Annotated in this window: 11 protein-coding genes; 8 read left to right on the forward strand and 3 right to left on the reverse strand. The window is 57.3% G+C overall.

Annotated elements, in window-relative coordinates:
• Nucleotides 1-3: 3 nt before the first annotated feature.
• The 5 genes from VSQ30_RS06785 (at nucleotide 4) to VSQ30_RS06805 (ending at nucleotide 6,265) form a co-directional block, all read left to right on the forward strand.
• The gene (locus VSQ30_RS06785) at nucleotides 4-1,938 is read left to right on the forward strand and encodes an ABC transporter substrate-binding protein (RefSeq protein ID WP_334462954.1); all 1,935 of its coding nucleotides are present in this window, start codon (nucleotides 4-6) and stop codon (nucleotides 1,936-1,938) included.
• Between the two features lie 224 nt (nucleotides 1,939-2,162).
• On the forward strand, nucleotides 2,163-3,173 hold the full coding sequence (locus tag VSQ30_RS06790) for an ABC transporter permease (protein ID WP_160644912.1): 1,011 nt from the start codon (nucleotides 2,163-2,165) through the stop codon (nucleotides 3,171-3,173).
• A 13-nt stretch (nucleotides 3,174-3,186) separates the two neighbouring features.
• A complete protein-coding gene (locus tag VSQ30_RS06795) occupies nucleotides 3,187-4,428 on the forward strand; it encodes an ABC transporter permease (protein WP_334462957.1) in 1,242 nt (413 codons plus the stop codon).
• 15 nt (nucleotides 4,429-4,443) lie between these two features.
• Nucleotides 4,444-5,454: an ABC transporter ATP-binding protein gene (locus VSQ30_RS06800; RefSeq protein ID WP_334462959.1), complete on the forward strand. Its 1,011-nt coding sequence runs from the start codon at nucleotides 4,444-4,446 to the stop codon at nucleotides 5,452-5,454.
• The gene (locus VSQ30_RS06805; RefSeq protein WP_334462961.1) at nucleotides 5,447-6,265 is read left to right on the forward strand and encodes an ABC transporter ATP-binding protein; all 819 of its coding nucleotides are present in this window, start codon (nucleotides 5,447-5,449) and stop codon (nucleotides 6,263-6,265) included. The genes VSQ30_RS06800 and VSQ30_RS06805 overlap by 8 nt, the downstream gene beginning before the upstream one ends.
• Before the next feature lie 66 nt (nucleotides 6,266-6,331).
• Here VSQ30_RS06805 and udp read toward each other — a convergent pair whose 3' ends face one another.
• On the reverse strand, nucleotides 6,332-7,117 hold the full coding sequence (gene udp / locus VSQ30_RS06810; RefSeq protein ID WP_334462963.1) for a uridine phosphorylase: 786 nt from the start codon (nucleotides 7,115-7,117) through the stop codon (nucleotides 6,332-6,334).
• Nucleotides 7,118-7,337: 220 nt separating this feature from the next.
• Here udp and VSQ30_RS06815 point away from each other — a divergent pair, with 220 nt between their 5' ends.
• Together VSQ30_RS06815 and VSQ30_RS06820 are read left to right on the forward strand one after the other, a co-directional pair.
• Complete coding sequence (locus tag VSQ30_RS06815; RefSeq protein WP_334462965.1) at nucleotides 7,338-7,961, forward strand: recombinase family protein; 624 nt, start codon at nucleotides 7,338-7,340, stop codon at nucleotides 7,959-7,961.
• Between the two features lie 75 nt (nucleotides 7,962-8,036).
• Nucleotides 8,037-8,789, forward strand: a complete 753-nt coding sequence (locus VSQ30_RS06820) for a hypothetical protein (protein WP_334462967.1) — start codon at nucleotides 8,037-8,039, stop codon at nucleotides 8,787-8,789.
• A gap of 109 nt (nucleotides 8,790-8,898) precedes the next feature.
• Here VSQ30_RS06820 and VSQ30_RS06825 read toward each other — a convergent pair whose 3' ends face one another.
• A complete protein-coding gene (locus tag VSQ30_RS06825; RefSeq protein ID WP_334462969.1) occupies nucleotides 8,899-11,238 on the reverse strand; it encodes a SpoIIE family protein phosphatase in 2,340 nt (779 codons plus the stop codon).
• 348 nt (nucleotides 11,239-11,586) lie between these two features.
• On the opposite strand from VSQ30_RS06825, the gene VSQ30_RS06830 reads away from it, so the two are divergent.
• A complete protein-coding gene (locus VSQ30_RS06830) occupies nucleotides 11,587-12,417 on the forward strand; it encodes a Cof-type HAD-IIB family hydrolase (protein ID WP_334462971.1) in 831 nt (276 codons plus the stop codon).
• A gap of 209 nt (nucleotides 12,418-12,626) precedes the next feature.
• Here the strand turns inward: VSQ30_RS06830 and gltA are convergent, their stop codons facing one another.
• A complete protein-coding gene (gene gltA / locus VSQ30_RS06835) occupies nucleotides 12,627-14,015 on the reverse strand; it encodes an NADPH-dependent glutamate synthase (RefSeq protein ID WP_334462973.1) in 1,389 nt (462 codons plus the stop codon).
• Between the last annotated feature and the right edge of the window lie 37 nt (nucleotides 14,016-14,052).

The raw sequence follows: 14,052 nt of genomic DNA on the forward strand, positions 1-14,052 counted from the left end.
GTTATGAGAAATTGGCGCAAAGTTGCAGCCTTGGTGCTGGCTCTTGCCCTGGTGTTCTCTATGGCAGCCTGCGGCGGCGGGGAAGCTTCTTCCCAGCCTGCTGAGAGCAAGCCCGCCGAGAGCAAGACCGAAAGCAAGCCCGCCGAGAGCACGCCTGAGAGCAGCGAGGCTTCCGAGCCTGCGGAGAGCAGCGAGGCTTCCGAGGCTGAGGAAGACGTTGACCTGATGGCCACCGCCACCACGCCTCGTGAGGAGACCCTGTATTACGGCGGCATTCTGTGGAAGAAGCCCATCAACATGAACCCCTTCTCCACAAACTCCCAGAATATGTGCATGGGCCAGAATGGTATTTCCCGCGTGCTGTGCTGGGAAACCCTGTACATGTATAACCCCCTGGATGCCAAGCTGTATCCCCTGCTGGCTGACGGCGAACGGGTTTGGAACGACGATAGGACTGAAATCACTGTGAAGATCAAGGCCGCTGCTAAGTGGGATGACGGCACTGCTTTCACCGCAAACGACGTACAGGCCACCTGGGATGCCCACGTGAAGTATGAGTCCGCTATCGCTGCTGACTATACCCAGTACATTCTGAGCGTTGAGGCCACCGATGACAGCACTGTGGTTATCAAAGGCAAGCCTGTCGATGATCCCCAGTACAACCCCTACAAGGTAGAGGAATTCCTCACCAACATCTTTATGATGCAGAAGGCGTATCTGGAGAAGCTGGACGGCGAACTGAATGGCGACAGCAACGAGATAAAGAATGCCACCATGTGGGATGCCCCCGTTACCGGGCCTTACCGTCCCACCACCTATGACTCCGAGCAGCGCGAGGTTATGACCCGCAATGACGATTACTGGGGCCAGGATGCCTCCATGTGGGGCAAGCTGCCTGTGCCGAAGTATGTTGCCCACAACATCTATAAGGACAACGCCGCTTCCGCCCGTGCTTTCGAGGCTGGCGAAATTGACATCAACCAGCAGTATGTATCTGATCTGCAGAAGCTGTGGCTGGAAAAGGATCTGCCTATCTCCACTTGGTTTGATGATGCTCCTTATCAGTTAGGTATGTCCATGCCCGGCCTGGTGCTGAACACCCAGAAGCCTGGCCTGGATCAGAAGGAAGTACGTAAGGCTCTTGCCATGGCTATTGACTTTGACCAGGTTATCTCTTCCGCTATGACCGGACAGTCCTACACCTTCGCGGACTTCCCCCGCACCCTGTTCAACCCCACCGACGGCGAGCAGGCCCTGATTAAGGATAAGGAAGCCCTGAAGCCCTATCAGTCCGCAGGCAATGACGTAGAAGGCGCCAACAAGCTGCTGGACGAAGCCGGTATCACCGACACCGACGGCGACGGCATCCGCGAGTATAACGGCCAGAACCTGGTGTTCAAGGCAGAGTGTCCCACTGGCTGGTCTGACTGGCAGGCTGCCATCAATATTGCTGCTGCCGCAGGCAAGAGCATTGGCATCAGCATTGAGGCTTACTTCCCTGATTCTCCCACTTGGACAGAGGATGTTCAGACCGGCAACTTTGATATCGCTATGTACAGCTACGCAGGCGCTGCTGTTTCCGCCCCCTGGCTGCGCGCTTACCAGACCATGTATGGCTTCGGCGGCGATTTCCCCGACACCATGACTTTCAATATGGGCCGTTACTATAACGAGGAAGCAGACAAGATCCTGATGGATCTGGCCAAGGAAACCGACGAGGCGAAGATTAAGGATCTGTGGGAGCAGCTTAATATCCTGTTCCTGGACGAAGTGCCTCACATTTCCACCATGTACCGCCCTGTTGACTTCCATGAGTGCAACGAGACCGTTTGGACGAACTTCCCCCAGGAAGGCAACGAAGGCAACGTGCCCCCGCTGATTCTTTGCGACGGCTATGGCATTGCCGGCCTGTATGACCTGGAGCTGATGGAAGGTTAAACTTTCAGGAGGCCATTGGTTTGGCTGTACATGCAGAAAAACTGAGATGAACATGTAGAGAAGCAGGCGGCGGAGAAAAGGTAATAGGACTTTCTCCGCCGCCGGTTTCTATATAGGGATTGGTGAAAAGTACTGAAAAGGAAGCGTTGTGTCATACTGTTTTAGGGAAAGCGGCTGAGGGAAGGAATCCCGGGAGCCGCCACTAAAAAGATGAGGTGATAGTGTTGAAAGGCTTTATGAAGTATTACGGCAAGCGCATTGTGTGGTACGTGATCACACTGGTGGTAGCCGTGTTCCTGAACTTCCTGCTGCCGCGGCTGATGCCGGGCGACCCTGTAAAGGCGCTGGCAGTGCAGGCCACCCAGGGCGTAACAGACCCATCGGTGCAGCAGAAAATGATCGAGCAGTACTCCAAAGAGTTCGGGCTTGACAAATCCCTGCCTGAGCAGTTCTTTGTATATGTTGGAAAATTATTCCAGGGCGATATGGGCAACTCCCTGTCCCAGTATCCCCGGACTGTAAATGATATAATCGGATCCTCCGTGGTGTGGACGCTGGGGCTGCAGATCCCGGCCATCATCGTGGGCTGGTTCCTGGGGAACCTTTTAGGAGCCATAGCGGCGTACATACGCAAGGCGGTGGACGCGGCGGTGCTGCCGCTGTTCATGTTCATCAGCAACTTCCCGGCCTTCGGCCTGGCGTTCATCATGATTTATGTGTTCAGCTCGGTGCTGAAGATAGCGCCTACAGGAGGCGGGTACTCCTTTGACATGAACCCCAGCATGAGTTGGGAATTCTTTGCCTCCGTATTGCGGCACTACCAGCTCCCGTTCTGGACGGCAGTGCTCATCACCATCGGCGGGCAGGCCATCGGCATGCGTTCCATGTCCATTTACGAGCTGAACGCGGACTATGTGAAATACAGCCGGTTCCTGGGGATAAAGGACTGGAAAATCGTGCTGTATGTGTTCCGCAACGCCATGCTGCCGCAGATTACAGGCTTGGCGCTATCTTTCGGCACCATGATAGGCGGCAACCTGGTGGCGGAAATTGTGTACAACTATCCCGGGCTGGGGACAGCCATGTTCGGGGCCATAGGCGCCCGGGACTATCCGCTGCTGTCGGGCTGTACGCTGGTGATTACCATCATGGTGCTGATAGCAAACCTGGTGGTGGAAATCCTGTACGGCATAATCGATCCCCGCGTGAAAGCGGCGCAGATGGAAGCGGAATAAGGGAGGTAATGAAATGAAACACCAGTTAAAACAAGCATTCACGAACCCCAAGTTCCTGGTGGGCTTCGTCCTGTTTATGCTGATGCTGCTTACAGCCATCATCTACCCGCTGCTTTCGCCGTTTGGAGCGCTAGACATGATAAGCGGGGGATATTCGGCGCCGGGCACGTATGTGTCGGTGCAGGACGTGGCAGGATCGAATAAGGCGGAAGCGCTGAAGGTGGAAACCGTAGGCGGAAGCGCGGCAAGCCTGCTGACAGAAGACAACAAGAAAGACATGAAAGACTGGCTGGTGAAGTTCGGCGGCCTGGATGAATCGGAAATTGATATCAGCAACGGGGATGCGCTGGTGGAGCAGTGGTTTGCCCATTATGACTCCGCGAACAAGCAGAAGGGCATCACCTCCGCGAAGAAGAAGGCGTATGTGCGTCTGGACAATTCCCTGCGGGAAGCCGGGGCGGATATTATCCTGGCCACCCGGGAGGAGGACGGCAGCCTGGCAGAGTCCCGGACAGTGGCAAGCAATGAGTTTGTGTCGGTGGGATCCATCAGCAACAAGGTGACTTTCCCGCTGGGCACCGACAACTTTGGCCGGGACGTGCTGACAGAGCTTTCGGCGTCCATTGCGGTATCCCTGCGCATTGGCCTGCTGGCGGGCCTTATCGCCACGGCCATCGGCCTGACCATCGGCCTGCTGGCAGGCTTTGTGGGAGGCTGGGTGGATAACTTCCTGACCTTTATCACCAACATTTTCACGGTTATCCCCAGCTTTGTTATCCTGATTCTGATAGCCAACGCCCTGAGCGAAGCAGGCCGCGGGCCGATGATGGTAGGCACCATCATCGGGCTTACGGGCTGGCCCTGGACGGCACGCTCCGTTCGTTCCCAGGTGCTGTCCCTGCGCAACCGGGACCACGTGAACCTGTCGAAGCTTTCGGGGCACAGCATGCCGCGGATTATCATCCAGGACATCCTGCCTTATGTGGCGTCCTACGTGGTGATGGCGCTGATCCTGCAAATCTCCTCCGGCATCCTGGCGGAAGCGCAGCTTTCCATGCTGGGCCTTGGGCCTTCCAACTCCACAACCAGCACCCTGGGCATTATGATGAACTGGGCGCAGAACTTCCAGGCCATCCAGGGCGGAAGCTGGTGGGCATTCGTGCCGGTGGTGCTGTCCGTAGCGATAATCTCATTCTCGCTGAACCTGATGAATACGGGGTTAGACCAGGTGTTCAACCCGCAGCTTCGCGACTAACCGGGAGGATAGAACATGGGAAAAGTAATGCTGGAAGTAAAAGACTTAAAGACGAAGTATGTGACGCGTTTTAAAGAGGACGTGTTCGCGGTGGACGGGGTATCCCTGAAGATAGAGGAAGGGAAGTCCCTGGGCGTGGCAGGCGAGTCTGGCTGCGGCAAATCCACGCTGGCCCTGAGCCTGATGGGGTACTACTTCGCGCCCCTGCACTATATCAGCGGTGAAATCATCATAGACGGGCAGAACATTTCGGGGATGAAGCCGGACGAGGTGCGCAAGAAGATACTGGGGACGGAAATCGCGTATATCCCCCAGGCGGCCATGAACGCGTTGAACCCCACCCAGAAGATCATCCGCTTTATAGAGGACGTTATCCGCGTCCACGACAAGAGCCTGAGCAAGAAAGATATCTATGACATGGCGGTGGAGCGCTTCCGCATCCTGGGCCTGCCCCCGGAGGTGCTGCAGAAGCACGCGGTGGAACTGTCCGGCGGCATGAAGCAGAGGACGGTTATCGCCATCTCCACCATCCTGTCGCCGAAGGTGCTGATAGCGGACGAACCCTCCTCGGCTCTGGACGTTACCAGCCAGAAGATGGTTATCAAGATGATGCGGGAGCTGATGGAGAAGGGCTTTATCAAGTCTATGATCTTCATCACCCACGAACTGCCGCTGCTGTACAACGTGACAGACGACATTATGGTTATGTACGCAGGGCAGATAGTGGAGCGGGGCACAGCCAAGGAAATGGTGTTCGATCCCATCCACCCCTATTCCAAGGGCCTGATGGGTTCCATCATTGTGCCGGAAGAGGGCACCAGGGAGACGAAGCTGGAGGCCATCCCCGGCACGCCCCCGAACCTGAAGCACCCGCCGGCCGGCTGCCGGTTTGCGCCCCGGTGCAAGTATGCAAAGCCGGAGTGCAAGGTATATGAGGTGCCGGAGAAGGAGTTTGAGGAGCACAGGATGTACCGCTGCTGCTATGAAGTGGACTATTTGAAGGAGGTGTACGGGAGAAATGGCTAGAGAGTTGGGGAAATCAGTACTGAAGGGTGAGAACATCACCAAGGTTTTCGGCTATGGCAAGACCCGCACCGAGGCAGTGAAGCAGGTAAACTTTGACTTCCGCGAGGGCGAGGTTATCTCCATCGTAGGGGAGTCCGGCTCTGGGAAGACGACCATTGCCAGGATGATCCTGGGTCTTATCAACATCACAGAGGGGACGCTGTACTTTAACGGGCAGCCCCGGGACATTTCCAACGGCAAGAAGAGGAAGGAATACTGGAAGAACATCCAGGCGGTGTTCCAGGATCCGTTCTCATCCTTCAATATGTTCAACAAGATAGACGATTTGCTGCTGGACTGCATCAACATGACAGGGGGGAAGCACCTGTCTGACCAGGAGAAGTTTGACAAGATGACAGAGGCGTGCTCGTTTGTAAACCTGAAGTATGCGGAGCTTACGAACAAGTATCCCTTCGAGCTATCCGGCGGCCAGATGCAGCGTTTGATGATAGCGAGAATCTTCCTGCTGAAGCCGAAGATTCTGATAGCGGACGAACCCACGTCCATGGTGGATGCCTGTTCCCGTGCGACGATTCTGGATATGCTGTTGAAGCTGCGGGATGAGATCAATATGACTATCATCTTCATCACCCACGACATCGGCCTGGCGTACTATGTATCCGACTCTGTGTACATTATGGAGCATGGCGCGTTTGTGGAGGCAGGCCCTGCGGAGGATGTGATTATCCACCCGAAGGCGGCTTATACCAAGCGGCTGATTTCCGACGTGCCCAAGATTTTCAGCGAATGGGATTTGAGCACGGTGGGGTAAGCGGAATTTGATAGAAATTTAAAAAACCCCCTGTCCAGCAAAAGCTGGGCAGGGAGTTTTCTTGCCTCAAGGATTCTTCTTTCTGTCCTGCTGAATCAAAATGCGCAGGGCGGCCACAGCAGTTTTGATAGCGGCTTCTGTGTCGTGAGCAATGGGGTTATCAAGCCCGGCCTTTCCACGCTCCTGATTGCCCATTGCCAGGAAAACAGCGCCGGCCCGCACCCTGCGGTAGCTGGAAACAATAAACACCGCCGCAGATTCCATCTCGGAGGCCTTGCAGCCAAGGCGCTTCCAGGCCTCCCACTTTTGCAGCAAATCGCCGCTTACAGGCTTGGTTTCCGGATCATGCTGCCCGTAAAAGGAATCTTTGCTCTGCACAACGCCAGTATGGCAGGGGAATCCCTGCTGTTCAGCGGCCTGCACTAAGGCGTTTACCACAGTTAAATCCGCTACAGCGGGAAATTCAATGGGGGCATACTCCCGGCTGGTGCCCTCCATGCGGATTGAACCTGTGGCAACCACCAGATCCCCTCCCTTTACGTCCAGATCCATGCCTCCGCAGGTGCCCACCCGCACAAGAGTGTCTGCCCCGCAGTTTACCAATTCCTCTACCGCGATGGCGGCGGAAGGCCCGCCAATGCCTGTGGAGGTGACACTGACCCGCTCTCCGTCCAAGAGGCCCGTGTAGGTGACAAACTCCCGGCTGTCCGCTAGGAGCCTGGGGCTATCAAAGTGCCGGGCAATCTTCTCGCAGCGCTTGGGATCCCCGGGCAGGATAACGTACCGGCCCGTGTCCCCCGGGCGCAGTTGGATGTGGTATTGCAGCCCTGCTTCCCCTGAATAGTTTTGCATATGGCGCTTCCTCCTTACCGGATTTTATCTGTATGTATCATACCATTGCTTTTAAAAGATTGCAAGGGAAAAGAATATGGAGAAGAATAACCGCCTGAAAACTTCCAATAAATAAGACAGAATATAGATAAAATGGTGTATGTGCGCTTCCCTGGGCGGCACGCCTCCCATTAAAATTAGAGCAACTTCAGGAACACACTCTGATTTTGGAGGGAGAGCTATGAAAGGAAAAATTTATGGCTACATGCGGGTGTCCAGCATCGACCAGAACGAAGACCGCCAGCGGCGCGCCTTATTGAGGCTTGTTCCGGCCGAAAACCTGTTTATGGACAAGCAGTCTGGCAAAGATTTCGAGCGGCCCCAGTACAAGCGTATGGTGCGGAGGCTGCGGGCCGGGGACTTGCTCTATATTTCCAGCATAGACCGCCTGGGCCGCAATTACCGGGAGATTCTGGAGCAGTGGCGGGTGCTGACCAAGGAAAAGTCTGCCGATGTGTGCGTGCTGGATATGCCGCTGCTGGACACCCGCCGGGGGAAGGATCTGATGGGCGCCTTCATTGCCGATCTGGTGCTGCAAATCCTGTCCTTTGTGGCCCAAAAAGAGCGGGAAAACATACGCACCCGGCAGGCCCAGGGCATCGCGGCGGCAAAGGCTCGGGGCGTGCGGTTTGGCAGGCCGCCGGCTCCCCTGCCGGAAAATTTCCCTTTGGTGTATGCCCGCTGGCAGGCCGGGGAGCTTACAGGGGTTGCCGCTGCCCGGGAGGCGGGCATGTCCAATTCCAGCTTCCGCTACCGGGCCGTGCTCTATGAAATGCAGAAAAATGAGGGAGGGAAAGGAAAATAATGTGGCAAAAGGACTATCGCTTTGGGGAAATCCTGCCGATATAATAAATAAGAGGAGGAGAGGGGAGATTTTGCCGTGAGCGATATAAAGGTACAGGCCAGCGCCCAGGGATATGCCCAGGAACAGGCCCAGGCGGGGCAGGGAAGCCAGAACGGCATGCCGTCACACCTGGAAACTGTGGCAGACAAAGACAGCCAGACCATCCAGGAAATGATCAAGGAGTCCCGGGAAAAAATGGAACGCCACCGCGAACAGTTGGAGCGCATTAAGACAAAGCCCCGGTATGGCGACGCTCCTCTGGAAGCCTATGCCCGTTTGGCCCGGGCCAAAAACAAGAGCCAGGTGGGCATGGCGGCGGGATATGCCCGCAGGCGCATTGCCCAGTTGCGGGCGGCGTTGCGGACAGATTCGGAAAATACGGAGGAGATTAAGGCAGCCCTGCGCCAGCTTGAAAAGGCGGTGAGCCGGGCTGGGAAGAAAAAGCAGGATTTGCAGAAGGAAGAGCTGAAGGAAGCCCGGCGGGAACGGCTGATAGAGGAAGAAGAACGGGAGCGGGCACAGCGCCTGAACCAGGAACTGCGCAGGGCAAAGATGCTGCGGTTTTTGCGGGAGCGCTCTTATATGCACGAGGCCGTAATTGACGGGCAGCAGCAGAAAATGCTTTCCGCCACCCGGAACGAACTGCGGCAGCAGGCCCAGGCCCTGCAGGGCGCCTTGGGGCCTTCCCCGGAATATGCGGCTCAGCAGTATGCCGCTGCCAGCGCGCCGGAAGCAGCCGGAGGGGGAGAGGCGGCCCCTGCCGCACCTGGGGTAGACATGCAGGTTTAAAAATTTTATTATGCAAAGGAAACGCCCGCCCTGGGCGCAGCAGGAGGCAAAAACTGCTGCCCAGGGCGGGCCTTGTATGTTATTTTACAGGCGCCCAAAACGCGGTCCTTCACTGCAAGACCAGCACCAGGGCTGTCACGTCATCCTCGTGGCCGTCTGCCCGGCGCTTTTTGGCTTCCTCCGTAATGCGCTGGGCCAGCAGATTGGGGTTTTCTTCCTCGTCCCAGCTTAAAACCACGTCCATCAGCCATTCGTGCCCAGCGGCAACCACCCCGTCCGAGACCATCACCACCAAATCCCCGGCAGCTAAGTCCCGGGCACAGGCGGCGAACTCCACCCCCGGCATAATGCCTACCGGCACGCTGGAGGCCTCAATGGCTTCAGCCCTGCGGCCCCGGCGGAGGATGGTGCAGGCCGCCCCGGCCTTGCGCAGCTCGGTTCGCCCGGTGAACAGGTCGATACAGGCAATGTCCATGGTGGCAAGGGTTTCGTCCCCGCTTTTTGCCATCAGGGCGGCATTCACTGTTTGCAGCATGCTGTCAAAGCCGATGCCTGCCTTTAAAAGGCTCTCTGCCATGGCGGAGGTCATGGCGCCGTCTACAGCGGCCCGGCCCCCGGTGCCCATGCCATCGCTTAAAACCGCGATAAGCCTGCCGCATCCATCATAGAACACGTTGGTGCTGTCCCCGCAGAAGGCGCCGCCCCCGGCGCTGTATTGGGAGAAGCCCCGGCCCACCTGCAAAAGGGGCCGCTGGCTCATCTGCACCCGGCAGCGCTCTCCGGCGGTGCTGACGCAGGGAGGCGCAAACACCCGCCCGCAGGCTGCGGAAATCTCCCGGGTGAAAGCGCCCCGGTTCAGGCGCTTTTGCCGCTCCCGCTGGATTTCTGCCTCAATGGTCATGCGGCCGAACTTGTCCACCCGGCAGCACACCTCCAGGGGGGTCACGCCGTTATCCCGCAGGATGCCTGCCACCCGCTGGGCGGCTTCCTCATCAAAGTGCTCGTAAAGGGAAAATTCCCCGGCCATTTCCTCTAAAAGCCCGGCAGTGGTGCGGAAATGGCCTTCCACCGCCTCCCGCACCTGGGCGGCCCGAAGCTGGGCGGCTTCCCGCAGAAGATAACGGGCATAGTTTTTGTTAATTTCATCCCGCATCTCCCCGGCCCTGCCGCAGCGGTCTGTAAAGTCTTTGGTGAAATCGGCTGTGTCAATGCGCTCCTTCTCCTTTAAAGGCTTTGCAAGCTGGGAGAAGTTTTCCAAGGTCTGCTCTTTATGTTTGCGCCAGCACACAGCGGAAAGCCCGCACCCAGCGCACACTGTCTCCACAGATTTATCATACACGCCTTGCAGGCTGGGCGCGCACACAGACTGAAGCTTTTTGCTGATTTCCTCCACAGAGGCGGAAACCCCGGAAAGGGCCTGGCTGGCGTGGCGCAGGCGCATGACGATGTTGGCCCGCAAAGCCCCGCCGCTTAAAGAGTCCTGCCGCAAGCCGAAAAGCTCTCCCAGCCGCCGGCTTTTGGGAATGCACATGTACAGCACCGTGGCGGCCGCTGTCTCAATGGCCCCTGTGAGAAGCTGGGAGTCGCCAAACCCCACCTGCAGGGACGCTACCCCGTGAGAGAGAATGAAAGCCGCGGCTGTCGCTGTTTTGCCCATGGGGGTGAATACCCCTGCCATCAACCCTCCCAGGCCGTAGGCGCCGGAGAGATAGGAAAGCCCTGCTGTGGAAAGGCCCTGCAAAGCCCCTGCCGTCACCCCGGAAACAGCGCCGCCGCTTACCCCGCCAGACCGGGCGCAGGTGAGCACTAGGAGAATCATGGAAATGCGGCCCAGGGAAACCCCGGACACTGTCACGCCGGAGCAGGACAGGGCCAGCACCCCGGCGGCAACTGTGAGGGCGGCAATGTCCCCAGGCTCCAGGGGGCCGCTGCGCAGGGCGTCTCCCCGGCCTGCGCCATCGCTGGACAGGCCCAGCAGGAGGTTTGCGCAGCGCCGGAGGAAATAGGCGCTGCCGCAGCCCAGAAAGGACTCTGCCACATATAGGGCGGCAGAGTATGTAACCGAGCCGTGGAGGAACACCATGGTCATGCCGGTGAGCAGCAGGGGCAGGAAAGCCACTGCCGGGGCAAAAAGGGGATGGGTGTTCACAGTTTTCAGCTCGGACAAAGACCAGCGGATAGCCGCCACAGCCAGCAGCGCCGCGCAGTACCGCACCGGCACATAGGCTGGGGAGGGCAGCAGGTAGCCTAAAAAGGAGCCAAGGGCGCTGGCCCACAGGCCCTCCTGGGGCATGGCCGCCACTGCCGCCACGCCAAAGGGCGCATACTTTCCGAAAACCAGCCCCCGGCTGCACAGCAGCCCCGCAAAAAATCCCGCCCCCTGCACCACAGCCTTGCGGGCATAGACCGAGCGGGCCAGCTCCTCCACCCGCTGCCATAGCTGTTGCAATTTTGAACCTTCCAATGAAAACACCGCCTGTTATATGGTAAATTTGCAGCTCCTATATGTGAGTTACGGGAAAATTATACCTGGAAGGGGGAAAAAGTTTTGTCACTTTGAGGAAGCCTGTTTTTGTCATATCCTCCCGCAAAAATCTTGTTCCTGCCTTATGGGGGCGGGAGAGGGGCGGTGGGCGCGAAAAAAGTTATGTAAAATAAAAAGGCATGGAGGGGTCAAAAAGCTGTTTGAAAGGGAAGGGGGATTTTCCTTGGCCCAGGGGGAAATGGTTTTCATTGTCTTTTTCAGGGGATTTATGGTATAATAACTGCAAACAGGGAAAGGAAGCGGGAGGGAACTATGGATATCCGGTTAATTGCATTTGATTTAGACGGCACTGCCATTTTGGATCACAAATATCTGTCAGAGGGGAACCGGGCGGCGCTCCAGGCGGCAGGGGAGAGGGGCGTGCATCTGCTGCCGGCCTCCGGGCGTATGCGGGACTTTCTCCCGGAGGCGGTGACGGCCCTGCCTGGGGTGCGGTATGCGGTAACGGCAAATGGCGCGGCTGTGTATGACCTGCACACAGGGAAGGCCGTTTACAAGCGGTGCATTTCAGCGGAAAAGGCCCGGCAGGTGCAGGGAATTTTGCGTGAATATGATTTTTACATAGAATATTATGAAAACGGCAGCGCTATCACCCGGCAGGGCTATCCGGAGATGGCACGGACATATTTTGGTTTTCCTCCCAGCAAATGGCATTTTGTGGACGCCAAGCGCTACCGGCTGGTAGAAAGCTTTGACGCTTTGGTGGAAGAAGGCATCCAGCCGGAGAAAATTAACCTGCCCTTTTTGACCCGGGAGGCCCGGGATGAAATCTGGCGGCGGCTGGAGGATTTGGGCGGCCTGCGGGTTACATCCTCCATTCCGGACAATCTGGAGATCAATGCCGGAGACGCGGACAAGGGCAGCGCTGTGCTGGCGGTTGCGGGGATGCTGGGGCTTTCCCGGGAAAACGTGCTGGCCCTGGGGGATAACGGCAACGATGTTACCATGCTGAAAGCTGCCGGGGTGTCTGTGGCCATGGGAGACGGCTCTCAGGAGGCCATGGCCGCCGCCGGGTATACCACGGTTCCCCATGACGAGGACGGGGTGGCAGAGGCTGTCCGCCGCTTTGTGCTGGAGGCATGATATAGGAAAAAACAGGCATCCTGGGGATGCCTGTTTTTGTGTGGGACTGGGGCTTGTTTGGAAAATCGAAAACGTTAACTTTTTGCCCATAAGCGGCCATCTTCTGCGTCAAAAATCCTCGTCAACCGGCAGGTTGACCTGCGGTTTTTTCCTGGAATCTGACCACTTCTGACCAAAAATTTGTCATTTTCTCTATTTTCAAACAAACCCTATTTTTTTGAAAGGGATTCGTGGATGGCTTTCGCCGCCGTCTTGCCCGCGCCCATGGCCAGGATAACGGTAGCGGCGCCTGTCACTGCGTCGCCCCCGGCATAGACATTCTCCCGGCTGGTAAGGCCTGTTTCTTCCTCCACAATAATGCCGCCCCACTTCTGTGTCTCCAGGCCTTCTGTGGTGGACTTTATCAGCGGGTTGGGGCTGGTGCCGATAGCCATAATCACACAGTCCACATCCAGCGTGAACTGGCTGCCAGCCTTCTCCACAGGCCGCCTCCGCCCGGAAGCGTCTGGCTCTCCCAGGGCCATTTCCAGGCACTCTATGCCCTGGACGCTGCCGCTTTCGTCTCCCAAAATCCTGATGGGGTTGTTTAAAAGCTTAAAGATGACGCCCTCCTCTTTGGCGTGCTCCACTTCCTCCGCCCTGGCAGGCAGCTCCTTCTCCGAACGCCTGTAGACAATATACACTTCCTCTGCCCCCAGGCGTTTGGCACACCTGGCAGCGTCCATAGCCACGTTTCCGCCGCCCACCACAGCCACCTTTCTGGCGCGGTGGATAGGGGTGCCGCTGCTGGTTTTGTAGGCTTTCATCAGGTTTACGCGGGTTAAAAACTCGTTGGCTGAGTATACGCCCTTCAGGTTTTCCCCAGGTATGTTCATAAACCGGGGCAGGCCTGCGCCGCTGCCAATAAACACAGCCTCAAAGCCTTGCTCCAGCAATTCGTCAATAGAGAGCACCCGGCCAATGACCATGTTGGTTTCAATTTTCACGCCCATGGCCTTCAGGCCGTCAATTTCCTTCTGCACAATGGCCTTGGGCAGGCGGAATTCCGGGATGCCATATACCAGCACGCCGCCGGCGGTGTGCAGGGCCTCAAACACGGTGACTGCATACCCCAGCCGGGCCAAGTCCCCCGCGCAGGTAAGCCCAGCCGGGCCAGAGCCTACCACAGCCACCTTGTGCCCATTGGAAGCGGGCTTTTTGGGGGCCTCCTGAGCGTGCTGGTTGTGCCAGTCCGCCACAAAGCGCTCTAACCGCCCAATGCCCACAGGCTCGCCTTTCACACCCCGGACGCAGTGCTTTTCGCACTGGCTCTCCTGGGGGCATACCCGCCCGCATACAGCAGGCAGGGAACTGGACTGGGCAATGACCTGATAGGCCCCTTCAAAGTCTCCGGCGGCCGCTTTTTCAATGAATTCCGGAATGCGCACCTGTACAGGGCAGCCGGAAACACAGGGCTTGTTTTTACAGTGCAGGCACCGCTGGGCCTCGTCCAAAGCCTGCTCTTCCGTGTAACCTAGGGCCACCTCCAGGAAGTTTTTGTTTCGCGCATCCGGTGCCTGGGAAGGCATTTCATTTTTCTTAAGCGACATATTCGGCATACTTCATTCCATCCTTTCTAAAAAGCATAAAACTTAC

Source organism: Acutalibacter sp. JLR.KK004, assembly GCF_036941085.1.
Lineage (GTDB): Bacteria > Bacillota > Clostridia > Oscillospirales > Acutalibacteraceae > Acutalibacter.

Excerpts from the sequence above, each read along its gene's own strand:
- VSQ30_RS06785 (WP_334462954.1), top strand. The coding sequence starts at position 4 with ATGAGAAATTGGCGCAAAGTTGCAGCCTTGGTGCTGGCTCTTGCCCTG.
- VSQ30_RS06795 (WP_334462957.1), top strand. The coding sequence starts at position 3,187 with ATGAAACACCAGTTAAAACAAGCATTCACGAACCCCAAGTTCCTGGTG.
- VSQ30_RS06800 (WP_334462959.1), top strand. The coding sequence starts at position 4,444 with ATGGGAAAAGTAATGCTGGAAGTAAAAGACTTAAAGACGAAGTATGTG.
- VSQ30_RS06805 (WP_334462961.1), top strand. The coding sequence starts at position 5,447 with ATGGCTAGAGAGTTGGGGAAATCAGTACTGAAGGGTGAGAACATCACC.
- udp (WP_334462963.1), bottom strand. The coding sequence starts at position 7,117 with ATGCAAAACTATTCAGGGGAAGCAGGGCTGCAATACCACATCCAACTG.
- VSQ30_RS06815 (WP_334462965.1), top strand. The coding sequence starts at position 7,338 with ATGAAAGGAAAAATTTATGGCTACATGCGGGTGTCCAGCATCGACCAG.
- VSQ30_RS06830 (WP_334462971.1), top strand. The coding sequence starts at position 11,587 with ATGGATATCCGGTTAATTGCATTTGATTTAGACGGCACTGCCATTTTG.
- gltA (WP_334462973.1), bottom strand. The coding sequence starts at position 14,015 with ATGCCGAATATGTCGCTTAAGAAAAATGAAATGCCTTCCCAGGCACCG.